Below are 21,727 nucleotides of genomic sequence, written 5' to 3'. Positions count from 1 at the left end.
TGGAGGTGTATGTTGGTGAAAAAAGTCTTTCCATTATTATTAGGTGTTCTAATTGGTGCGCTGTTATTTGGAACAATCGGTTTTGCGTCCGGCTATCAAAGGCAAATCACAGTAGATTTCTTACCCCTTAAGTTTTTCTTTAACGGAGTAGAAAAGCATCAGGAGCAAAATCAACCAGCCTTTATATACAACGATGTCACATATGTCCCTGTACGCTTTGTCGCTGAAACACTGGGCCAGCCGGTGGAATGGGATGGAGAGAATTTAAGTATTTATATCGGTGGAAAAAGTTCGGGGAAGCAAAAAATCATTGTTGGCTCAGATGCAACGTACCCGCCGTTTGAATACCAGGATGAGGCAGGAAGATATGTAGGTTTTGATTTAGAGCTGATGTCGGCGATAGCCAAGGTATCAGACCTGGAGATAGACTTTAGGGACATGCCTTTCGACCAATTAATCACAGCTTTAGTAAGCGGTCAATTAGATGCTGTCGTTTCAGGATTATCCATTACTGAACAGAGAAAAACGGCAATGTATTTTACAGAGCCTTACTTTCAATCGGGATTGGTTATTGCAGTCCGCCCGGACAACAGTAGCATCAACAGTTTACAGGACCTGAAAGGTAAATCTGTCGGCGTCATGCCGGGTACTATAGCACAGGAATACGCAAATACGGTGCCGGGAGCCAAGGTGATAACATTTAGTAGTAGTGATAATACTTATGAACAAGACCTAATAGAGTTGGAGAAAGGTAGCGTTGAAGCTGTAATTAGCAGTTATCCAGTAGTCGCTAATTTTATCAATCAAGGAAACAACTTAATGATAGTAGGCGAAAAATTTGCCGTTGAGGATTATGGTATTGCAGTGAACAAAAACAATCCGGAACTCCTTGAAAAAATAAATTCAGGGTTGCAAGCAATTAAGGCAAACGGGCAATATGACCTAATCTATAAGAAGTGGTTTGAAGATCAATAACACCGTTGAATAATTGTGCGGGAGATCCTTCAAGCGACGGTGGAAGCGGCCTTTGTGATAGCCGGTGCTTTTTCAAGTAATGAGGGTGTGAGATCCCTGTTACGGCCTTATCTTAATTGGCGGGTACCTTTGATATGGTTAATAATTGCCATCGGATTATGGCCGGCAATTACACTTGCCGGTAATTTCATCGGAGGAGCAATGGGTCTAGCCTTGCCGGCAATGCCGTTTAAACCGGAGGCGCCTTTGTATCTGACCATACCCGTTTCCTTTATATGGGCAATGTTCTTCAATGGCTCATTAGGGGAAGAAGCCGGTTGGCGCGGTTTCGCCCTGCCCCGTTTGCAACAACGATTCAGTCCCCTTGTTGCCAGTCTCATATTGGGTTTTTTTTGGGGGGCCTTTCACTGGATTTTCTTTTTCGCATACTTAATGTCTATGGGAATATACCGGAGGGACAACCGAATTTCATGGCACAGACTTTTGTCAGTGATATTAACCCTCCTTTTAGTCAGGAAATGAGAAAAGCCCTGGTAGATCTTTTTGAAATGCGTTGGGGGGAAGATAATCCGGAATTGTTGGGGGAAGATCAATTAGAATATAAGCGCCTTTGCAGGGATGATTCGCCGGACTTCATACTGAATATGCCCGGGTACTATGGATTCTTTACATATTCGTTGTTTTGGGGCAGAGTGAGTTCATATTCTACTTGCAGCTAAAGAATGGGAAAAAGAAAAACGTGCCGGTAGGTTATCTATGTTCTTACTAAAGTTGAGGTGTATATGAAAAATAAAAAAATTGTCATTGCGGTATCTTGCCTAGTTGCAATATTTATAATCGGATCCGGATTATTTATCTATCGAACTATCACCTCGGTATCAGAAATGTTCAGGTTAAACGGCCAGCTTCAAGCAGAAGGTTACTTTATGGGCGAATTTGAGTTTAAAATACTTGGTTGTGCCTATTTTCTTGACAAAGGAAAATACATTACCGCCTTTACCAAGTTAAACGAACTGCACAGGCAGTTAAAGACCAGGGAAGGCTTGATCAGGGTACCGGATTTTGCCGACAAAAATGAGGAAATGGATTTTTATTTAAGTCTGCAGAATCCTAAAACCGGCGCATTTATGGATGAAACATACCCCTCCTTTTATTATTTTGAGCCGACATTAAATATAGTGGAACATCTTGAACTCCTGGCAGAAGAGACCGGCCGGCCACTTCGCTTGAAGTACCCGCTGAGATTTTTGGATGAAATCAATAACCCGGAAAGATTAAAAAATATTCTGGATGATTTATCTACGGTAGGATGGATTGGCTCAAAACTACCCAAAACAAATTACATAATGGCATCTTTCTACCATAACTACGATTTGTTGGAACGAAATAAGCTCTATTCCTTTTCGCCGGAGTGGAAAGCAACATTATTACAATGGTTTTACTTGAACCAGGACAGTAAAACAGGGTTTTGGGGGCCAAGACTGCGTAATAGCGGCGAAATGTTGCATGGGGGAGACTTAGGACCAACATATAAGATTGCTGGTTTGTTTGTGGATGAAAAAGGCAACAACCTTCACCAGGAATTCCCTTTACGTTATAAAGATGAGATGCTGAAAACAACACTGGAGAAGATTTCCGAACCAATGCCCGAAGATGCCAGCTTAGCTGAACTGCATGATTGGGAATTGACAAGGACTCAAGGTATTAAACTATTGACCAATTATTTATGGAACGGGATATTTTTAGAAAATAAAAACGCAGCCAGGACGTTTATGGAGAATATTGTAAAGAATAAATATGAGGCTTGCTATCTTGAGGAACAAGGCGCATTTAGTTATTATCCCGGTGCAAAAGATGCGACCTTAGACGGCACAGGCAGCGCAATGTCTCTATTAGATGTTGTTGGAGCGTTATCACAGGAGCAACAAAGGTTATTATGGGGAACTCCAGAGCAAAACATCACTGATTTGGGTTCGCATGAAGTGAAAGAATTTAAGGAAAGCGACTTGGCTGCGCTGAAGAGTTTTCCTAATCTCAACTCCCTTCGTTATTATCTGTCAGATCCGGATTACAACGATTTCACAAAGGGTGTTGTATGTATTGATTACCCCCAGGAAACATGGGTTATTGACGTTATGGAACTGCTGCCCAGAGTAAGACAGTGGGTAAATACAACCCCTCAAAGCATGGGAAACTGGGTTTCGAAACAAGCCATTATCCAAAAAGCAGAATCAGTGCAGATAAATTCTATTCCAGTTAACGGGAAAGCTCTGCCGGTTAACCTCTTTTTAAATGAGGTGTTAAGGAATAATAATGAATTTGTAGTAGTCGGTTTTGACGTACTGCAAGTGCCTATATGTAAAATAAAATTTATAAAGTGCCCAAATTGATGGCTTCGGCATCAATCCAGTACAAGTATTTTAGGAGGGCTGGGTATGGAATATAAAGAAGCGGTTAGGCGGCTTGCTCCGTGCGGGCTGGGCTGCTCCCGCTGCGCCGACTACGCTGGTGGGGAGATCCGGAAACTGAGTGTCCGGTTGGTTGAACTTTTAAACGGTTACCTCCGTGTGGCCAGAGTCAAGGAGGCCATAAAGCCGGTGTTCACTGGCTACCCCCAGTTCGAAGAAGTGCTGAAGTCATTAACCCAGGCTGCTTGCAGTGGATGCCGGGGGGATAACGTGCTCTGCCCCATCGAGTGTGTTGCCGGCGTATGCAGCAAAGAAAAAGGTGTGGATTTCTGCTTCCAGTGTGAGGAATCCCCATGCTCCAAGAAGATAGACACTCAGATACAGGAGCGGTGGCTGAGATTCAACCTGCGGATGAAGGAGATAGGGGTGGAAGATTTCTACCAGGAGCAAAGCAGGCTACCGAGGTATTGAGTTTTGCAAGTGGCGTTGGAGTTTAATTAGTATAGCTTGCGGGTCAGAAGTAATTATACGAGGGGGTTGGGAAATGAAAAATGTAATTATAATCGGCTCGGGCATCGGCGGGTTGATTGCCAGCAACCTCTTGGCAAAGAAGGGGCATAAAGTAACCATATTTGAAGCCTACAGCATGCCTGGCGGCTATACCGCCGGATTTTACAGGAAGGGTTATTATTTTGAGAGCGGCACTCTAACCTTTGAGACTTCAGCATCGGTATTCAAGGCAATGAAGGACATCGGAGTGTTTGAAAAGATAGACTTCGTAAAATCACGGGTGCGGTTTGTTTCGGAGGATTTCGACGGGACTCCTGAGAGTTACAATGATGATAAAAAAATGATTTACGCTGCTTTCCCGTCCGATAAAGAAAGGCTGGATGCGGCTTTTTCAGATCTGGACCAAATATGCGCCCTGATGGGGGACATGGATGAACCCATGCCCTTTCTTTACAGTGGGCTTGCAATGTTAAAATCAATGCTTCCCTACATCCCGAGCGCTCCAAAGCATATGAAACTGTCTAAGCATTTATGAAATAAAAGATAATTGCAGAAAAAACTTAAATAAATACACGATCAAAGCATTTTCTTTCATTCCAAAGATCGATCAGCCGTTAATATTGGACATGGGCTGTGGCACTGGTGTGCCAACACTGGCTTTGCTTGAGATTTGCAATGGTAAAATTTATGCCGTTGATTTAGATAATTCTTGCTTGTTATGGTTAAAAGAAAAAGTAAACTTATTGAACTACTCGGATAGAATTAAAGTAATTCATGCTTCTGTTTTTGATCAAGATTTATTTCATGAAAAATTTGATATAGTATTGGCAGAAAGGTGATTTTTTAGGGTGCCAGTCTGGCTTACTTTTTCAATAGCAAATCCATATGATATCATTTAGTCCAGTGTCCGGTCTTTTTTTCGGAAGAAAATAAGGTAGACAATTTCAAGAATCCCAATGGTATTTACTATTAAAAGCGCAATATACCAGGCCAATTGCCTGTTGCGGGCAGCATGCCAAAGGGCTATGCCTTTCCAGATAACTGCCCAGGCAATTACTAAATAGAATAGAGGATTGTTCGGCTGTAAAATTTGTAATACGTTATTCACGTGAATTCCTCCTTGAATTTGTTTTTAATGTTTCAATTATGCTTTTATACCGTGGCTCTTTTGCTAGAGCTGCAAACGCCGGATTTGACAGGACAGCCTGTAGCATGCTTTCTTTGATTACTTTTTCATTCCGTGGAGCATCGGCGCCTAAATCAAAGTCTGCAAACCAGACATCAATTGCATCAAAGAAAGAATCTCCGTGTAATGAATAAGGGAAGAAGCCCATAGTGCAGATATCTGCATATTTCCGTAGCATGTCAAGGGCTTTCTCAGCATTGCCTTGTAAACTGTACACCTGTGCTGCAGTAAAATAGATCTGTGCCATAGTGTTTGGATGTAATCGATCCAGATGATAGATTGTTGCGACAGATAATGACCGATGCAAAATCTCCTCGGTTTTCTCGCTGTTATCCGCGTTTAGCAGTAAATAGGCCGGCGTAGCTCCAATTAGTGCAAGCAGATGCTGATACATACTGATTTGCGTTACTTCTTTTGCCTTTGAACCATTTCCCAGTATCTGATATGCTCGTGCCACAACCTCATGATCTGTCGGGATCGGTCGTAATGATTCTCCAAGTAAATCCAAAACCTGTTGCGGCTGGTTTAACATCAGATAACAAACTGCTTCTAAAGAAGTTGCATCCTTAGAGAGCCACACGTCGTCACTTTCAGTTTTAATTCTTATACATAACTCGACCGCTTCATTCAGTATAGCTTCTTGCCTTTTCTTTTCTTCTGCGAGCATATGATGATTGGCCAGCAGCACTGCCATCTGAAACAGCAACGGAAAACAGGAATAGTATTTTTTAATTATTCTCCGGCATTCTTCCAAAACATCATCAAATGGACGGGTAGCAAAGGTAGATGACAAACGATGATACAGCTTTTTGATATCTTCTTTTGTCATCTGCGGCGCATAACCTATCAAATCGTCAATGCTGATATTGAAATATGCCGCAAGCTGCGGAAGGAAGGTTATGTCGGGATAACTCTGCGCTGTTTCCCATTTTGAAACAGATGCTTTAGAGACCCCGATATATGCGGCAAGTTCATCCTGCGTAATACCTTTTTCTTTGCGCTTTGTAACAAGCGTTTTTGCAATATTGATTTCTTTCATATTGACCGCCTCCTACATATAATTGTATGGATTATCTCCTCATATAACAATGGATTGGTGGTTGACTATGGTTGAAAAAATCAACCACAAGGAAACTTTCTAATAAGAAACAACCCTCCAGATTTACAAAAATAAAACCCAGGTTATGCTAAAAATGAGGACTCAGGTTATTTCAAATACATCATGTCGTGGTCTATGATGCAAAACAAATGAGACAGAGAACCGTCCCGGCCCCCTGTCTCATATCCGTGCCATTCAAGAGTTGAACCAACTCTAGCAGCTGCTTCAGCCAAAGCCGCCCGCCGCCAGGAACTGTCCCAGGCCCAAAAACACAACTACAGTGGACCAGTTGGACGGTAGTTCTGTAAAAATGCCTGTTAAAATCCCTGCCAGGATAAAAATGAAGCCGGAGATCCTCAAAAGTGTACGCCACTTGTTTGTCATAACGAAAACCCCCCTTCAGGGTCAGTTTAGCATACTATGGCCAAACATGCCACATTATGTGTCAACAACCCCGTCCCCTTGTCAATCCCTCTTATCAACCCAAGATGCTAAAATATCCTCAGTCATGATGCGGATCATAGTTCGACGCCTTGCAGGATCCCCTTCCAGGTTTGCGAGAGGATGCGCTGCATGATAGGCCAATTCACCTGCCTCTTTAACCAATGCATAGTTAAGCTGCTTTCCTTCTATCATTTCTCCAGGGATGGCTACTAAAACCGGGGAGGAGGCGACCCCAGTAAGGCAAACCTGGAGATCCTCTGCCAACTCATGGTTACTTTTTAGAACAACAGCTACCCCGGCTAGAGGAAAATCTATCCCGTTTCGCAGGCGATATTTCTTGTAATCAGACTGACTGCCTAATGAACTTTCAGGTATGGTGAAATGTACGATAAGCTTCCCGGCGATATCTGCAAAAGGCTCCACTCCATTATTAGAGAACAAGGAAGCTAAGGGGAGCTCTTTGGCTTGGTCCTGAGAAACCATCATGGCCGTTGCTTTAAGAGCTATCAATAAAGGCGCCAAATCCCCCTGGTATACTGCAAAGCACCGCTTGCCCCGGGGAATAATGTGGCAGAGTGTGCCGCCCCGCTTGAAACAAGGGGCCACCGCCTTACCCCACTCACTTGAACGGTTATAATATTGGCACCGTGTGTTCTGTAATACATTTCCACCCAGAGTGGCCACATTTCTAATCTGTGTTGTTGCTACAAGCTTCGCTGCGTTGGCAATAGCAGGACATTTTTCTCTTACGACGGGACTTGCAGCAAGACCGGCCAGGGTAACACCTGCCCCTATGGTTAGGCCAGTTGTGATTGTCGGTGCAGACTGTCAAAGAAGGCTACGTTTTCAGTATTTGAAAACATAGCCTTCTAAGTTTTAGTTATTCAGTTAAATTCTTGTAAAGCTCGGGGTATTTTTCTTCTAAAACAAATGGTTTTGAATTTTCATCGCATGTTACCTGCTTGGTAAAACCTGTAGCAATAAGCTTAGCTGTTTCTTTATTTATAATTTCGTAAGTAATTGTAATAACTTTGCCTTTTACTTCTTCCACAGCTGCAGTTATTTCCAAAAGATCGTCAAATGCAGTAGAAGCTTTGTACTCGCAATGACACACAACTAAAGGCAGAAGAGTATCTGAAGCTTCCCACCTCTGCATCTCAAACCCTGCCTCGCGGAGGAGCTTTGTCCGCACAAGATCAAACCACTTAATATGATTTGTGTGGTAAACAGCTCTCATTCCGTCAAGGTCGGCAAAACTTACTCTCAATTCTATTGTCGCTTTTTTCAATTCTTTCAATACCTCACTAAATAATAGATTAACTATATATTCATTTCATTGTCATTATATATTACCATTAATTTTAAGGTCAATTTAGAAAAGTAAGAATCAGATGACGGATTCCAACCTTATGTGCTCTGCCCAAAAATCTGCACAGCTCAACTGCTGCACAATGCGGGGCATCGCGGTAGTAATAACGGTAGTATCAATGGCTACCAGTAAATCGATATGCCTGCTTGCCGAGTGAAAATAACTGCGTTGTAAAGGACGATCTTGGATTCTTACTAGAAAAAATAAAGGCAGCTGATGCTGTGGTCATCTCTACTGCCTGTTATACCCTGGGCCCGCATACCAGTATCAAGACTGTCAATGACCGGCTTCTCTCAGTTCAGGCGAACGGTGATGATTTTGCCGGTAAACCGTGTGTGACAGCAGTAAGCTACGGTGTGCTGGGTTGGGAAGGCTATGCTCGGGAAGCGGTAAACAATTTTGCCCGCTTTCTGCATCTTAAGGTTGTCGGCAACATGCTTGTGCAAGCCGCGATGCCTGGAGAGGTAATACGGGCAGACGTGTTGGCTGAGGCAAGAGAAATGGCAGGCCGGCTCATCTGTTCGTCTCCGGAGGACAGCACCCTGCCGGGAGTGATCAATTGCCGAAACTGCGGTAGCGGTCTATTGCAAATTTCGCCGGCTGGGCAGGTACGATGCGTGATGTGCGGTGCTAAGGGGAGTCTTGAAGCTGTGCCCGGCGGGTTTGCCGTGGACTTTTCAAACGCAGGGCAAACCCGTTATTCCCCTGAGGGAGTAGCAGAGCACAACCGGACTCTGGCGGAGATAAAACAACGTTTTATCGCAACCAGAAATGAAATTGCCCGACTGCGTAAACCATATGACGATTATAACTGGTGGGTAGAACCCAATAGCTGTAAATTAAAGTGAAAGATGCTTCCCATATAAGTTCAATCCCATTCTACGAACTGTGGCATTATGAGGTTAGCATGTAATGTTTTTATTGCCGCCTAAGACAGTTTAGCCGTTTATTTTAACGGGTATATGTGACAACTACCCCGTCCCCTTGTCATCCCCTGTCATAAATTTGCAGTTCCCTTAAAGTATATCATCAACCCCGTCCCTTTGTCCGTCCCTTTGTCATACTAAGGCGGTCGAAACGGTGGAACAAATATGATACCACGGCAGCCAGGGGTTGCTGATAGAGCATGGCCAGGGTTACCGGAATTGCAACGGCGGGCGGGAAATATGTTACCGCCAGCACCGAACCGAAACTGATGTTGCGCATACCCACGTTGTAGACCATGGTGGCCACCGTGTCCCTGCGACGCTCCTTTAAGGCGTATGAGCCCGCGTAACCAAGGTAGTAGCCGCTTACCGATATGAACAGGATGGTCAGGAGCATTTTTAGCAGCGATGAATTCCAGTTGATTTCGGGAGCTATGGCGCTGGCGTTAATTAAGATCACCCCGAAGAGAGCCAGTTTGGAAGTGAAACCCCCGGCAGAACGGGTAAATCCGGCCAGACTGCCGTGAGTCCAAGCATTTACCGCCATACCCAGAAAACTGGGGATAGTCACCATCAATAACAGCTCCATCATCATCTGGCCGTAATAAACGTGCACCGTTTGCCCGGCCACCAGTAAGATAAACACAGGCAGCAATAAGGGGCTGATCAGTGTATCCGCAGTAACTGCTACCAGGGCTTGGGACACATCCCCCCTTGTTATCGAGGTCCAGATGACGGAAGTAACTCCTATCGGGACGGACGCTCCGATTAAAAAGCCCAGGCGCGTTAATTCGCTTTGCGGGTAGAACAACAGCCCGATCAGCCATGCCACCAGGGGCATTACACCGTGAATCAGCAACAGCATCCAGAGGGTGACCCAGGGTCTGGTAAGCACGTGGAAAAAGCTTTTGTAGTTGGTTTCCAGGGCAGTGACGAAAGTCATATAGGCAAACAGGACCACTGCTATTGTGTTCAAAAGCGGCGCCTGCGGTAAGGGTGAAGTGAAGCCGAACAGCAGGGCGGACAGCACCACAAAAAACATGTGCTGTGACAGCCAGCTGTTACAACGGGCAAATATTTCCAGCATGTATGGCGACCTCTTTTGCATATATTGTCGGTTGGTTTTATGCCAAGCTAAATAACTTCTACAGTAGGTTACTTAATCCTTTGGGATTTGTCGTAAAAAAGCATGAAATATTTTCAAGGACGGCAGTCATGTAAAATGAAAGTCGACCAAAACCACATCTGTACGACAATGCTTGACAAGGAAGTCATTTTAGCCATATAATCAGTAAAAAGCATATATATGGACTTGAAGGGCAAACTTGCTGAAAAGCAGGGACGCAAAGCCAAGGATCTAAGTCGCTGCAGAGCGATACGATAGCCTGGTTGCTAAAGATCATACCTTAAAATTCCTCCAAGGTATGGTTTGCAAAACATACTTAAGGGGGTCTTATTATGCTTAGATTAAATCGTCTGGTATATGTATTAACTTTTTTCATTTTGAATTTGCCTAGTTTTTCTGGAACCCAAAATATTGTACAAAATGCTAATTTAAGAAGTCCAATTATATCGAATCCATTGAATAAAGGAGAGTATGAACTTAAAACCAGTTTTCTGAATTGGCCTTTAAAAAAGCAATTTCTTAGGCTAATAGTGCTTCTGCTCATCTATTCTTTGGTTTTGTGGAAATATGACTATTTATTTGGCGTTTAGTATGCCGAATATGATTGGAAGAAATTGTTAGGAACGCAGCATGTCAAAATAACCGTCCCCTGACATTTGAAAAGCAAAAAGCCACTCTGATGCAAAGAGAGTGGCTTTTCTCTTTAAAATAGAGAATTCTCTTGAATAACAGGTTGTCAAACACTTTTTCTTTTTAATAGAACGCTCCCGAAACGCCACTTTAATATGAAGGGTATGACAAATAGGATAAATAAGAGGCGGAACATTTGATACGCGGTCACCAGGGAGACATTGGCACGGACCAGGACCGCCGTTAATCCCATTTCCCCCATACCGCCGGGAGACGTGCCCAGGAAAGCGCTTATTAAATCTAAAGAGTGCAGGCGCGTCAACAGGTAACCAACTCCCAGGGAGAAGAATACCACCGAGATACTCCCTCCAATGGCGTATGGCACCAGCTTTTTCCAATTTTCAAGACTGGTCGGGTTGATGGTTAGCCCCAGATACGTACCGATACATAGCTGTGAGATAAAAACAAGGAACGACGGTGTGTCCGGCGCCTGGAAACCGGTGAGGACCAATGCGGCGGCGCCAATCAGAGGCCCCAGCAGGAAAGGGGTGGGCAGGTTGAGCCTTACCGCAGCCCACGCGGCAAGGAGGACCACGCCGGCAAATAATAAGGCATTCCAGGGTGTATGGATTACGCTGTTGTAAACTGCTGGAACATTGGCGGCAACGGTCTGATGGCCGTCCCCGGCCAACCCGTGGATGACAACGAAGGGTACAATAAAAACCGTCGACAGCAAGCGCAGGGTCTGCATAAAAGTGACAACCGTTAGATCCGTATCCGCAATCTCTTCACTTAAGACCACCATCTGTGTCAGTCCGCCGGGAACACTCCCAATTATGGCGGTTGCAAGGCTTATCCCCGTACGGCGGTAGGTAATATATCCGACTAAGAGACTAAACAGGATTATTGACGAGGTCGCAAACGTCATGGCGGGAAGTTGTTTGATGATTTGCAGGCCTGCCTCAACGGTGAACGAACTACCCAGCATATAACCAAGGATGATCAGCCCGGAGTTGCGAAGTTCTATTGGCCAAAATAAGTTTCTTTTGGCAATCAGGTTCCAAATCATGGAGGCTGTTAAAGGCCCTAACAACCACGGTAAGGGCAAGTGCAACAGGCGGAATAGCAGCCCGCCGGTTAGAGAAAGCAACAATGTTTCCACAAATCGCAACAACATTAGGATACCTCTTTACTGTCTGCGCTAAAATATTTGGATTGGCACAGGTCTACGTTGCCTTTTCGATGCAGTGATAATGATATAAAGCCCATAAGACAGCCGTTATTGCTGGTAAAGGAGCCTTATTGTTTGTATAATTAATTATACAATATTGGGCGGCGAATTATATGGATAAAATGATGTCATACTGCGGACTGATGTGATTGCGCTGCATATAAGGCCACGGTCAGGGGGTTGGGCAAGAATGCGGAAGCCTTTTAAAATCTTTCATCGTGTCTACATGGTTGGGGGGCCGGAGATAACCGATGAGCGAGATTGCTGTGTATACCTGGTGGATGGAGGGGACGAGCTTGCTCTGGTGGACGCCGGGGTTGGCGACTCATGCGGAGCAATTTTAGAAAATATCCGGAGCCTTGGCCTTGACCCTGCATTATTAAAGTATGTGGTGGCTACCCACGGGCATATTGACCACATCGGGGGGCTTCGTTACTTTCAGTCTAAGGGAGCAAAAGTGGTGTGCCATGAGCTGGAAAGAGGGGCTGTTGCCGAAGGCAGGTCCGAACTGACGGGGGCAAGGTACTACGGTGTAAAATATCAGCCGGTAACGGTTGATGTAGTACTGAGTGGTGAATGTCCGGACCTGTTCGTGGGGGATGTGGCGCTCTATTGTCCCTTCACTCCCGGGCATACCCCCGGTGGAATCAGCCCGTATCTGGATTTAAAAGGAACCAGGATTTTATTTGGCCAGGACATTCACGGCCCCTTTGACCCGTCCTGGGGGTCGGATATGGATCAGTGGAGAAAATCAATGCAGAGGCTTCTTGAACTGAAAGCCGACATCCTTTGCGAAGGGCATTTCGGTGTATACAAACCGGCTTCCCAGGTAAAAAGCAACATCGAATATTATCTCAAGCAGTATTAACTTGGTGCAAAAACATGCGAGTTAGTTTATGTTATTTTCAAGGGATTCTATATCAGGGCATTCCACTTACTATAAAGCCGTTCGACTTCATTCAATAATTCACCATATTCATTATACTTTTCCCTGGGGGTTGATATATCAAATAGGGCTTCCATCTCTTTGATCTTATCCTCAAGATCCATAATTTGATCCTCAATTTCCTGCCTTTGCTTTTCCAGGCTTTCGCTTTTAGTGACGGCAGGTTTTTTGTTGATAGTATTTTTGCTTGAGCGTTCAGCCGGTTTAGACTCTTTCTTTTCGGTATTCTCCTCATCAATGCCGTATTTGACCTTTTTGTAGAAATCATAGTTGCCTTCGTAGGTAGTTATCTTTCCATTTTCGATTTCAAATATTTTTCCGACACAATGCGTCAGGTAGTATCTGTCGTGGGTAACTGCTATAATGGTGCCCTTAAATTCCTTTAACGCGGCTTCAACCGCATCCCTGGCCGGCATGTCAAGATGGTTTGTAGGTTCATCAAGGATCAGGCAGTCTGCATCCTCAAGCATTACACATGCAAGATAAAGCCTTACACGTTCTCCACCGCTTAAAACCTGTATGCTTTTATCAACCTCATCACCATAAAATTGAAACCGCGCCAGGTAGTCCCTGGCTTCCCTCTCTTGAATTTCCCTTTTGGATAATATAAGCTGAAGCATTGTCAGCTGATCATTTTCAAATAATACTTCCTGTCCCATGTAGGAGTATTTGACCCATCCGCCAAGCCTCAGTAAGCCTTCATAGTTCTGGTCATTGCCAAGCAGCAAATTGACAAGTGTTGTCTTACCGCATCCATTGGGGCCGATTATACCTACCCTTTCCCCGCCTCTGATGTGAAAGCTGGCGCCTGAGAACAGGGTTACGTCTCCAAAGGATTTCCTCAAGTTGTCGGCCCACGCGATTTCCTTGCTGACATGCCTTATTTTTTTAAATCTAATTTTTGGGCCGTCTGCCTTGCGCAGATGCTCCTGTTTTTTCAGCGCTCCAAGGCTTTTGCGCAGCTCGTCATTAAGCTTTTTGATCTCCTTTTCCCTGCTCTTTGATGCCTTTGACTTGCCCTTGCTCTTAAGCCCCTGCACTATTTCATTCGTGTTTCTTATCGTCCATCTTAAGCGTCTTTGCTCATTTGCTACAAACTGGCTCAACTGTTTTTTATGCGCAAGATAGTTCGAATAGTTGCCGCTTCTCACGGAAATGCTGCCTTTTTCAAGCTCAGCGACTCTTGTTGCTACCCGATCAAGAAAATAACGATCATGGGATACGAAGAGTATGCCGCCTTTAAAATTTTTAAGAAAGCTTTCAAACCATTCAGTTGATTGGATATCAAGATGATTGGTAGGCTCGTCAAGTATCAAAAGGTCCGGTTCCTCTAAAAGAATCCGGGCAATCGCGACACGCATTCTTTCTCCTCCGCTCATCCTGTTGAGCGGAGTACTGAGAGTCTCCTGGCGCAGGCCAAGGCCAAGCAGTATTTTCCTTATTTTCGTTTCAACTGTATACCCATCCATGGCCTCGTACCTGGTAATCAGTTTTGCATACTCATCCAATAAACTCTTATACAAAGACGAGCCTGAGTTTTTGCTCTGTTCGTCCATTTGTTTTTCCAGTTCCCTGAGCTTTCTCTCCAGTCTATAAACTTTTTCATAATGAAGAGCGGTATCTGTTTTATTATCAGTGGTTTCAATATCCTTTAAATCCTGACTGAGATGTCCCACCTTGATATTACGTGCTGTGACGGCGCTTCCTCTATCACTATGCTCAAGCCCCATGGCAATATTAAGCAGCGTGGTTTTACCGGCCCCGTTAGGACCTACCAGCGCCACCCGCTCTCCTCTTTCAACCCTTAAGCTCACACCATTTAATACGCATTGATTTCTATATTCTTTGACGATATTCTCAAGCACTAACAGACTCATTTTTATTCCTCTTTCAATGGATTAAACCTTTACATTTTTCAAATTAGCTGGTATGATAATTATAAGAACTACGTGACTAAAAGTCAACAACTATTCACCAATTCAATTAAAAGGAGATTGGGAATGTCTAAATTCAATGAAAATGAAAAGGAACAAATAAGGCAGTGCCTCTTGACCAAAGGTAAAGAGCTTTTTATTCAGTATGGCCTCTCTAAGACGAGTATCGACGACCTGGTGCAGGCCTGTGGGATTAGCAAGGGTTCTTTTTATAAATTTTTCACCTCAAAAGAAGAACTCTTTTATGTGATCCTGCAAAACCAGGAAGAGATTTCAAACCGGTTAATAGGGGAGCACCTGCGGAAAAATCTGCCCCCCAAGGAATTGATCTCTTCCTTCTTTCATATGGCTTTTCAAATGGCCGATGAAAACCCTTTGCTGCAGCAGTGGTTTGAAGATGGCGAACATGAACGCATTATCCGTAAATTACCCAAGCATCTTGTTGATGACTTTGCGCAGGATAATGATAAAAAGGGGATTGTTTTCGTTCAGGCTTTAATCGAGCGGGGTGTACTGAAAGAACAAGATCCGGAAGTGATTAACGGGGTCATGCGTGCCATTATGATGCTTCGCTTGTACAAGGAGAAGTTTGGCAGTGATTTGTTCCCTAAAATTATGGACGTAATTATCGATTATATTTCGGAGGGATTAACGAAGCCTGTTTAGCTTCCAGCAACCAAGTCGAATCCAGATTTCCACTAGTGGAAATCTGGATTTGTTATATTCTGCTTGCCCTTACTTAGCTTGAAAGCGGTAAACATAATGCTGATTTGTTTGCATTTAGACTAACATGAATGCTTGGTGTTTTGCAAATGAAAATTTCATTTGCATAAAAGTTAAATTCTAATTAAATGTTCACAGGCAGAATGGTTGAATCCTTTCGTCAAAAAGATTTTACTCTGCATTCCCACATATGATCTTTCTTCGGCAGGGATTTCTTCCCATTAAGGATAATACTACATAATAAGTGGCTGTTCGAGCCATCATCAGTTTTCATTTGAGAGGATGGGAGCAAGCTTGACGCCTGAAGAGCAAACTACCGTTGAATACCTGCTTCCTGAGTCCGGGCGGTGGATTAGCCCCGGGCTTGGCCTGCGCGCCATGTTGGGACCTCAAACTATCTTCGTTGACGCCGGGGCGCCTTGGGTCAGTATCAGTTCCGCGGTAGTCGGTGGCGGCCTGGGGCCAAAACGGTATTTTGTCAACCGGCAGGTTGAGCCCGGTTACCACACTGCCCACCCGGCGGATGAGGCGGCGTCTTTTTTGGCTGACACGTTTCCAGAATACCATGCCTCGGATAGCGGGCAGTGGTTGGCGCTTATGACTGCGGCTCGGGTCAGTGACGCTTGTTGGGTACGGCTTTCAAAACAGGGATGTCAAGCGCTGGTGATAGTTTCTGCCGGTGTCAGTAATGCCTGCGCCGCAGGCATTACGCCGGATTGCCTGCTGGACACTGTGACCCCAAACCCGGGAACGATTAACATCATGGCTTTTTTGTCCCATGCCCTGTCGCCCGGCGCCCTGGTCAACGCCGTGCAGACAGCAACGGAAGCGAAGACCCAAACGCTGCGCGAACTCGGGATTAAATGCCCGGACACCGGCGCCTACGCCAGCGGGACGACCACTGACGCGCTGGTGATTGCCGGGGCCGCTCAAACACCGGCCGCACCTTATGCCGGACCAGGGACCCTGGCGGGTTACCTGCTCGCGCGCGGGGTCCGCCAGGGGTTGTCGCAGGCATTGCGCCGCTACCTGACGAGGGCGGCCGAAGAATCTGACAGGACATAACTCAGTAAGTTAATAAGTTAGGTACCCGGTACCACAGGAGGGTGAAATGGTGATAGAAAAAAAGAGCAGGTTGACTTTTAAAGCTGCCTGTTGTGTTTTGGTGGCGCTGGTTGTGGCGGTTTTGCTGCAGGGCTGCGGGAAGGCTGAACCTATTGCAAGCGGTTCTGGTTTCCCCATGACCGTAACTGATGACCTGGGCAGGCAGGTGACTATCAACAAGGCGCCGCAACGGATCGTCTCACTTGTTCCCGCCACTACTGAGACCCTTTTTGCCCTGGGTTTGGGGGATAAGCTGGTAGGGGTTACTGAATATTGTGATTACCCGGCCGAAGCCCTGGCCAAGCCCAAAATCGGTGGCTTCAGTACTCCCAACTCGGAGTTGATCGTAGCCGCGCAGCCGGACCTGGTCCTGGCGACGAATATTCATAAAGAATATATCCCCCTGTTGGAAAAGGCCGGCCTGACCGTGGTTGCCACCAATCCTTTGAACCTTGCGCAGGTGGTGGAAACAATCAAGCTTATCGGGCGGATCACCGGCGCGGCCACTGAGGCGGACAACCTGGCCTCAGACATGGAGCAGCGGATTAATATGGTCCACGCCAAGGTAAGGGACCTGCCTGATGATAAGAAACCTGATGTCTTTTTTGAAATATGGCCCGATCCACTCACTACGGGCGGCGCCAAAAGTTTTATCAACAGTCTGATCGTCACGGCGGGCGGTAAGAATATCGCCGGCGACGTAGATCAGGACTGGGTGACCTTTAGTCCTGAGATGGTTCTGTCACACAATCCGCAAGTAATCATCTTTTGTTACCACGGCGCCTCACTACTGACGGCAGAGCAAATAAAAGGACGGATTGGCTGGGAAAAGGTCGAAGCGATCAAAAATAACCGGGTGGAATTCCTGCCAGATCAAGACATTGTTACGCGCACTGGACCGCGCGTGGTGGAAAGCCTTGAACTTGTGGCCAAGTCCATTCATCCGGAGCTTTTTGACAAACAGTTATAAGGGGGCTTTGCTCTTGGATCCTCAGGGTCGGGTTTGGCGTTGGAGGGCTATCAACAGCGCCTTGCTGCTGGTATTGGGCGTAACCGTCATCCTGTGCACGACCATCGGCCCGGCGCCGATCAGCCCCGGTGATGTTTTGTTGATGCTTCTGCGCAAGGCCCCCGTGTTGGGCAGCTGCATTCCCCGTGGGGATTGGCCGGATAGCTTTGAAACGATTGTCCTTCAGATGAGACTGGCGCGGGTGTGTCTTGCAGTGCTGGTTGGCGCCGGGCTTGCCGCTTCCGGGGTGGTGCTCCAGGGACTCCTGCAAAACCCCATGGGAGACCCTTATATCCTCGGCATTTCCTCCGGCGCCGCCCTGGGCGCCACGGCAGCGATGCTTTTTGGCCTGGGAGCCAGTGCCCTGGGGATCTATACAATTCCTGTTTTCGCTTTTCTGGGAGCGGCGGTGACAGCTATATTAGTATACGGATTGGCCAGGGTGGGGAACCGGGCGCCGATGTCAACCCTGCTCCTGGCCGGCATCGCGGTGGGCTCGTTTCTTTCGGCTTTGACCTCATACGCAATGATCACGAGCGGCGAGAATATTCACCAGGTCATCTTTTGGCTGATGGGGGGCCTTGCCGGCCGCGGCTGGGACTACGTTCTGGTTTTGTTGCCCTACTCTGTGGTCAGTTTTACCCTGATGTACGTCTTTGCCCGGCACTTGAACGTGATGCTCCTGGGAGAGGAACCCGCGCAACACCTGGGGATAGATGTGGAGCGCCTGAAACAAATCATGCTGGGAGCCGCGACTTTGGCGGCGGCGTCCGCTGTGGCCGTCAGCGGCGTGATCGGTTTTGTGGGCCTGATCATCCCCCATGCCGTTCGTCTTCTGGTAGGACCCGACCACCGTGTACTCCTCCCCGCGTCTATTCTCACCGGCGCTATATTTTTGGTCGCCGCAGACGCTCTGGCCCGCGTGGCTGCGGCTCCTGAAGAAATACCGGTAGGCGTTATTACGGCATTGTGCGGGGGGCCCTTTTTTATTTACCTGTTGCGTAAAAAAGGATCTGCCGGGTTTTGACAGCGGGTGGCCAGGCGGCGCATGACACTGGAGGTAAGAAAGTGGCGGTAACCCTAAGAATAATCGATCTCGCATGTTCCTACGGCGCAACCAGGGTTCTGGACGGTTTGACCTTTTCATTTGCCAGAGGAAGTTTTACCGGGATCATTGGTCCCAACGGCTCCGGCAAGTCGACCCTTTTACGCTCCATCAGCCGTGTGCTTAAACCTACCGGTGGCGCCGTGTTGCTGGATGATCGGGACCTTTACGAGCTTCATGCCCGTGAAGTGGCCAAAAAAATGGCCGTGGTGCCCCAGGAAACGGCAGTTAATTTTTCTTTTACCGTCGAAGAAATAATCATGATGGGCCGGTCACCTCACCTGGGCCGCTTTCAGGGGGAAAGTGAAAAAGATTTTGCGCTGGTCAACCGTGTGATGGAACTGACCAACACGCGTCACCTGGCCCGCCGGCCGATCACCGCCATCAGCGGCGGCGAGCGGCAAAGGGTAATTGTAGCCAAGGCTTTGGCCCAGGAACCGGAAATAATTTTGCTGGACGAACCCACTTCCCACCTGGACATCAACCACCAGGTCGAAATCTTGAATCTGCTAAAGCGGTTGAACCGGGAGGAACATGCAACCGTTGTGGTGGTCTTCCACGACTTAAACCTGGCCGGCCAGTACTGCGACAGCTTGCTCCTGATGCAAAAAGGCCGGATTTATATTATGGGGAAACCGGAAAAAGTATTAACAGTTGATCACATCAAAGAAGTCTACGGGACAAGCGTTATAATCAGAAAGCACCCTGTCACCGGCCGGCCTGCCGTTATGCTTCTGGCCCGGGGCCTGCAGGGCGCCGCAGCGGAGGGTAAGCGGGTTCACGTGGTTTGCGGCGGCGGGGCTGGCGCGTCTCTGCTTGAGCAGTTGGCAAACTGTGGTTACGATGTGACAGCCGGCGTGCTCAACACCGGCGATATTGATTGGGAAACGGCCAGGTCTTTAGAGCTGAAGACGGTGGAAGAAGCTCCTTTCAGTTCGATCACAGAACGAAGCCATAAAGAGAACCTGGAGCTTATTAAAAATGCAGATGTCTGTGTCATGGCCAGCATTCCCTTTGGCCGTGGCAATATCAAGAACCTGGAAGCGGTTATACTTGCCCTTGACTGGGGTAAACCGGTGCTTTTGATGGAGGAACAAAAAATTGAGGAGCGGGATTACACCGGAGGCCAGGCCGTGCTGCTCTACAACGAGCTGAAGAACAAAGGCGCGGTTGTTAACCAGGATGCGACGGCTATTCTTGAAACGCTTTCCTTGTTAAAGTAACGTTCCGGGCTTTCTTTAAAATGGTGCGAATTTATTCGCACAAAAGTTACATTAGTGCCTACAAGTGTGGCGCTGGCGCGCCGTTGTGCGATTGAAACGGCGCCTGCATCGGCCGGTATTTTCATGATACGTGGCGCCGCGATAGCGGTACTAAAATCCAGCACTCCACTAATCGGAATCTGGATTTTTTTATTTTACAGATACCTCTTGCAGTAGTTGACAAACAACAAACAATACATTAAAATGTTTGCAATTAAACAATCATAATAAGGTTGTGTTTGTAAATGAAAATATCAGATCGGTTTTGGAGTGCTTCACCGGAGGAGCTCAAAAAGGGATATATAGAAGAAGAGGCTCAATATATATGCCTTATCTGTGGTAAAAAGATTGAGAAGGGGATGATCTACCCCGGGGAAGGCATACTGTATGAAGCAGGGAGGTACATCCGTGTTCATATAGAGGAGGCCCATGGCTCGGTGTTTGAGTATCTGGTTCAGCTGGACAAACGAATCACCGGTCTTACCGATCACCAGAAAAGCCTTCTGCAGCTTTTTTATCAAGGGAAAAGCGATGGAGAAGTTCAAAAGGAAATGGGCATCGGCAGCGCTTCCACCATCCGCAATCACCGTTTTGTATTAAAGGAGAAAGAACGCCAGGCAAAAGTATTTCTGGCTTTGATGGAACTCTTGAAGGATAAGAATAAGCGTTCACCGGGCTATTTACCTCCACATAAAACGGCCGGGATGATCGATGACCGTTACAATATTACGCAGGAAGAACGCGAGAAAGTCCTTAAGACGTACTTTCCGGAAGGTACGGATGGTCTATTGAAGACTTTGGACATGAAAGAAAAAAACAAACTGATTGTCCTCAGGGAAATGACCAAGAGATTCGAAGATGAAAAATTTTACAATGAGAAAGAGGTTAACGAAATACTCAAAACTGCCCATGAGGATTTTGTAACTTTACGCAGGTATTTAATCGAGTATGGATTTATCGACAGAAAACCGGACGGGAGCCGGTATTGGTTAAAAGAGGGTTTACCTGAGATGGAGGAAGAGAATATGGATCGTAAAAAAGAATTGAAGCAACAATATAAGGAAATGAAAACCCAGGGCGGGGTTTTTCAGATCAGAAACCTAAAGAATCAGAAGGTGTTTGTGGATTCCATACCCAACCTGAAAATGAAGACTGGAAAGCTCATGTTGCTGCGTAGTGGAGGATATAAAAACAGACAGCTTCAAGAGGATTGGAATCAATTTGGAGAAGATGCCTTTGTGTTTGAAGTGCTTGAGGTGTTGGAAGAAAAGTCGGACGGCTTCTTCGATAAAGCGGATGAGTTGAAAAAGCTGAAGACAAAGTGGATTGAAAAGCTGCAGCCATTTGGCGAGCGCGGCTATAACCAACCAGATAAAAGAAAATAAGCCAGGCATTAAATTGCCTAATGCGCTTGGGACAGATTCTTAAAAGTCCGCAACCCAGGTATAGCAAGTGGTTGTGGACTTTTTGCGATCCACTGCCACAATTAAGAAAAATCAGAATAAGAATTTAGGGGAAAAATAAATGTTGGAATTCAAAGGGGAGCAAACAACTATGGAGGAAACTCTCAAAAATACTTCTTCAATGCTGAAATCGCCGCCAGAAATAAGCAAGGCGGTCATTAATTCTCAGCAACATTTAGGCAGTCAACAGGTCTGGCGTTCAGCGTCTGATCCATTAATGGGGAAAATGATATCACGGGGTGCCTTAAAATCTTTCAGCTTCTGTTGGTGCAGCTCG

General features: G+C 46.3%; 24 protein-coding genes and 1 riboswitch. Of the genes, 15 read left to right on the top strand and 9 right to left on the bottom strand.

Features of this window, described 5'->3' with window-relative positions:
* Window positions 1-15: 15 nt before the first annotated feature.
* On the top strand, window positions 16-975 hold the full coding sequence (locus tag Psch_RS15090; RefSeq protein ID WP_190258659.1) for a transporter substrate-binding domain-containing protein: 960 nt from the start codon (window positions 16-18) through the stop codon (window positions 973-975).
* 107 nt (window positions 976-1,082) lie between these two features.
* Here the strand turns inward: Psch_RS15090 and Psch_RS15085 are convergent, their stop codons facing one another.
* The gene (locus Psch_RS15085) at window positions 1,083-1,235 is read right to left on the bottom strand and encodes a hypothetical protein (RefSeq protein WP_190258886.1); all 153 of its coding nucleotides are present in this window, start codon (window positions 1,233-1,235) and stop codon (window positions 1,083-1,085) included.
* On the opposite strand from Psch_RS15085, the gene Psch_RS21730 reads away from it, so the two are divergent.
* The 6 genes from Psch_RS21730 (at window position 1,177) to Psch_RS15055 (ending at window position 4,732) form a co-directional block, all read left to right on the top strand.
* The gene (locus Psch_RS21730) at window positions 1,177-1,497 is read left to right on the top strand and encodes a CPBP family intramembrane glutamic endopeptidase (protein ID WP_190258876.1); all 321 of its coding nucleotides are present in this window, start codon (window positions 1,177-1,179) and stop codon (window positions 1,495-1,497) included. The genes Psch_RS15085 and Psch_RS21730 overlap by 59 nt on opposite strands.
* Window positions 1,446-1,694 carry a hypothetical protein gene (locus Psch_RS15075; RefSeq protein ID WP_190258885.1) on the top strand — a complete coding sequence of 83 codons (249 nt, stop codon included), beginning with the start codon at window positions 1,446-1,448 and terminating at the stop codon, window positions 1,692-1,694. The genes Psch_RS21730 and Psch_RS15075 overlap by 52 nt, the downstream gene beginning before the upstream one ends.
* Before the next feature lie 63 nt (window positions 1,695-1,757).
* A complete protein-coding gene (locus Psch_RS15070) occupies window positions 1,758-3,365 on the top strand; it encodes a hypothetical protein (RefSeq protein ID WP_190258658.1) in 1,608 nt (535 codons plus the stop codon).
* 45 nt (window positions 3,366-3,410) lie between these two features.
* Window positions 3,411-3,854, top strand: a complete 444-nt coding sequence (locus Psch_RS15065; protein ID WP_190258657.1) for a DUF3795 domain-containing protein — start codon at window positions 3,411-3,413, stop codon at window positions 3,852-3,854.
* 73 nt (window positions 3,855-3,927) lie between these two features.
* Window positions 3,928-4,428 (top strand): NAD(P)-binding protein, encoded by a 501-nt coding sequence (locus tag Psch_RS15060; protein ID WP_190258656.1) that lies wholly within the window; start codon window positions 3,928-3,930, stop codon window positions 4,426-4,428.
* A complete protein-coding gene (locus Psch_RS15055) occupies window positions 4,421-4,732 on the top strand; it encodes a class I SAM-dependent methyltransferase (protein ID WP_345789097.1) in 312 nt (103 codons plus the stop codon). The genes Psch_RS15060 and Psch_RS15055 overlap by 8 nt, the downstream gene beginning before the upstream one ends.
* 56 nt (window positions 4,733-4,788) lie before the next feature.
* Here the strand turns inward: Psch_RS15055 and Psch_RS15050 are convergent, their stop codons facing one another.
* The 5 genes from Psch_RS15050 to Psch_RS15030 form a co-directional block, all read right to left on the bottom strand.
* The gene (locus Psch_RS15050) at window positions 4,789-5,001 is read right to left on the bottom strand and encodes a DUF5652 family protein (RefSeq protein WP_190258654.1); all 213 of its coding nucleotides are present in this window, start codon (window positions 4,999-5,001) and stop codon (window positions 4,789-4,791) included.
* On the bottom strand, window positions 4,994-6,118 hold the full coding sequence (locus Psch_RS15045; protein WP_134219584.1) for a helix-turn-helix transcriptional regulator: 1,125 nt from the start codon (window positions 6,116-6,118) through the stop codon (window positions 4,994-4,996). The genes Psch_RS15050 and Psch_RS15045 overlap by 8 nt, the downstream gene beginning before the upstream one ends.
* Window positions 6,119-6,403: 285 nt before the next feature.
* Window positions 6,404-6,562, bottom strand: a complete 159-nt coding sequence (locus Psch_RS15040; protein ID WP_190258653.1) for a hypothetical protein — start codon at window positions 6,560-6,562, stop codon at window positions 6,404-6,406.
* 81 nt (window positions 6,563-6,643) lie between these two features.
* Window positions 6,644-7,417, bottom strand: a complete 774-nt coding sequence (locus tag Psch_RS15035) for an FAD binding domain-containing protein (protein WP_282432476.1) — start codon at window positions 7,415-7,417, stop codon at window positions 6,644-6,646.
* 85 nt (window positions 7,418-7,502) lie between these two features.
* On the bottom strand, window positions 7,503-7,919 hold the full coding sequence (locus tag Psch_RS15030) for an acyl-CoA thioesterase (protein ID WP_134219582.1): 417 nt from the start codon (window positions 7,917-7,919) through the stop codon (window positions 7,503-7,505).
* A 218-nt stretch (window positions 7,920-8,137) separates the two neighbouring features.
* Between Psch_RS15030 and Psch_RS15025 the strand changes: the two genes are divergently transcribed.
* Complete coding sequence (locus Psch_RS15025; RefSeq protein WP_134219581.1) at window positions 8,138-8,839, top strand: flavodoxin family protein; 702 nt, start codon at window positions 8,138-8,140, stop codon at window positions 8,837-8,839.
* 181 nt (window positions 8,840-9,020) lie between these two features.
* Here Psch_RS15025 and Psch_RS15020 read toward each other — a convergent pair whose 3' ends face one another.
* A complete protein-coding gene (locus Psch_RS15020) occupies window positions 9,021-10,004 on the bottom strand; it encodes a bile acid:sodium symporter family protein (protein WP_134219580.1) in 984 nt (327 codons plus the stop codon).
* A 221-nt stretch (window positions 10,005-10,225) separates the two neighbouring features.
* Window positions 10,226-10,314: riboswitch (cyclic di-GMP riboswitch) on the top strand.
* A 465-nt stretch (window positions 10,315-10,779) separates the two neighbouring features.
* Window positions 10,780-11,850 carry an AbrB family transcriptional regulator gene (locus Psch_RS15015; RefSeq protein WP_134219579.1) on the bottom strand — a complete coding sequence of 357 codons (1,071 nt, stop codon included), beginning with the start codon at window positions 11,848-11,850 and terminating at the stop codon, window positions 10,780-10,782.
* 244 nt (window positions 11,851-12,094) lie between these two features.
* Here Psch_RS15015 and Psch_RS15010 point away from each other — a divergent pair, with 244 nt between their 5' ends.
* Window positions 12,095-12,772 carry an MBL fold metallo-hydrolase gene (locus tag Psch_RS15010; RefSeq protein ID WP_134219578.1) on the top strand — a complete coding sequence of 226 codons (678 nt, stop codon included), beginning with the start codon at window positions 12,095-12,097 and terminating at the stop codon, window positions 12,770-12,772.
* A 47-nt stretch (window positions 12,773-12,819) separates the two neighbouring features.
* On the opposite strand, the gene abc-f is transcribed toward Psch_RS15010, so the two are convergent.
* Window positions 12,820-14,727 carry a ribosomal protection-like ABC-F family protein gene (gene abc-f / locus Psch_RS15005; RefSeq protein ID WP_134219577.1) on the bottom strand — a complete coding sequence of 636 codons (1,908 nt, stop codon included), beginning with the start codon at window positions 14,725-14,727 and terminating at the stop codon, window positions 12,820-12,822.
* Between the two features lie 123 nt (window positions 14,728-14,850).
* Between abc-f and Psch_RS15000 the strand changes: the two genes are divergently transcribed.
* The 6 genes from Psch_RS15000 to Psch_RS14975 all read left to right on the top strand — a co-directional run bounded on the left by Psch_RS15000 (window position 14,851) and on the right by Psch_RS14975 (window position 21,372).
* Window positions 14,851-15,450 (top strand): TetR/AcrR family transcriptional regulator, encoded by a 600-nt coding sequence (locus tag Psch_RS15000; RefSeq protein ID WP_134219576.1) that lies wholly within the window; start codon window positions 14,851-14,853, stop codon window positions 15,448-15,450.
* Between the two features lie 351 nt (window positions 15,451-15,801).
* Window positions 15,802-16,572: an adenosylcobinamide amidohydrolase gene (locus tag Psch_RS14995; protein ID WP_190258652.1), complete on the top strand. Its 771-nt coding sequence runs from the start codon at window positions 15,802-15,804 to the stop codon at window positions 16,570-16,572.
* A gap of 46 nt (window positions 16,573-16,618) precedes the next feature.
* Window positions 16,619-17,581 (top strand): ABC transporter substrate-binding protein, encoded by a 963-nt coding sequence (locus Psch_RS14990; protein WP_190258651.1) that lies wholly within the window; start codon window positions 16,619-16,621, stop codon window positions 17,579-17,581.
* 13 nt (window positions 17,582-17,594) lie between these two features.
* Window positions 17,595-18,647, top strand: coding sequence for a FecCD family ABC transporter permease (locus tag Psch_RS14985; RefSeq protein ID WP_134219573.1), 1,053 nt, complete (start codon window positions 17,595-17,597; stop codon window positions 18,645-18,647).
* Between the two features lie 41 nt (window positions 18,648-18,688).
* On the top strand, window positions 18,689-19,948 hold the full coding sequence (locus Psch_RS14980; protein WP_134219572.1) for a heme ABC transporter ATP-binding protein: 1,260 nt from the start codon (window positions 18,689-18,691) through the stop codon (window positions 19,946-19,948).
* A gap of 284 nt (window positions 19,949-20,232) precedes the next feature.
* On the top strand, window positions 20,233-21,372 hold the full coding sequence (locus Psch_RS14975; RefSeq protein WP_190258650.1) for a DUF2087 domain-containing protein: 1,140 nt from the start codon (window positions 20,233-20,235) through the stop codon (window positions 21,370-21,372).
* Window positions 21,373-21,727 lie beyond the last annotated feature (355 nt).

Source organism: Pelotomaculum schinkii, assembly GCF_004369205.1.
GTDB classification, from domain to species: Bacteria; Bacillota; Desulfotomaculia; order Desulfotomaculales; family Pelotomaculaceae; genus Pelotomaculum_C; species Pelotomaculum_C schinkii.
The sequence above is the reverse complement of the archived record's forward strand: the minus strand, read 5'-3'. Positions and strand labels throughout refer to the sequence as shown.

Coding starts and splice junctions, on each gene's coding strand:
- Psch_RS15000 (WP_134219576.1), top strand. CDS start 14,851: ATGTCTAAATTCAATGAAAATGAAAAGGAACAAATAAGGCAGTGCCTC.
- Psch_RS15045 (WP_134219584.1), bottom strand. CDS start 6,118: ATGAAAGAAATCAATATTGCAAAAACGCTTGTTACAAAGCGCAAAGAA.
- Psch_RS15070 (WP_190258658.1), top strand. CDS start 1,758: ATGAAAAATAAAAAAATTGTCATTGCGGTATCTTGCCTAGTTGCAATA.
- Psch_RS21730 (WP_190258876.1), top strand. CDS start 1,177: ATGGGTCTAGCCTTGCCGGCAATGCCGTTTAAACCGGAGGCGCCTTTG.
- Psch_RS15010 (WP_134219578.1), top strand. CDS start 12,095: ATGCGGAAGCCTTTTAAAATCTTTCATCGTGTCTACATGGTTGGGGGG.
- Psch_RS15020 (WP_134219580.1), bottom strand. CDS start 10,004: ATGCTGGAAATATTTGCCCGTTGTAACAGCTGGCTGTCACAGCACATG.
- Psch_RS15015 (WP_134219579.1), bottom strand. CDS start 11,850: ATGTTGTTGCGATTTGTGGAAACATTGTTGCTTTCTCTAACCGGCGGG.
- Psch_RS14990 (WP_190258651.1), top strand. CDS start 16,619: ATGGTGATAGAAAAAAAGAGCAGGTTGACTTTTAAAGCTGCCTGTTGT.
- Psch_RS15060 (WP_190258656.1), top strand. CDS start 3,928: ATGAAAAATGTAATTATAATCGGCTCGGGCATCGGCGGGTTGATTGCC.
- Psch_RS14975 (WP_190258650.1), top strand. CDS start 20,233: ATGAAAATATCAGATCGGTTTTGGAGTGCTTCACCGGAGGAGCTCAAA.
- abc-f (WP_134219577.1), bottom strand. CDS start 14,727: ATGAGTCTGTTAGTGCTTGAGAATATCGTCAAAGAATATAGAAATCAA.
- Psch_RS15040 (WP_190258653.1), bottom strand. CDS start 6,562: ATGACAAACAAGTGGCGTACACTTTTGAGGATCTCCGGCTTCATTTTT.
- Psch_RS15075 (WP_190258885.1), top strand. CDS start 1,446: ATGGCACAGACTTTTGTCAGTGATATTAACCCTCCTTTTAGTCAGGAA.
- Psch_RS15065 (WP_190258657.1), top strand. CDS start 3,411: ATGGAATATAAAGAAGCGGTTAGGCGGCTTGCTCCGTGCGGGCTGGGC.
- Psch_RS15085 (WP_190258886.1), bottom strand. CDS start 1,235: ATGGTCAGATACAAAGGCGCCTCCGGTTTAAACGGCATTGCCGGCAAG.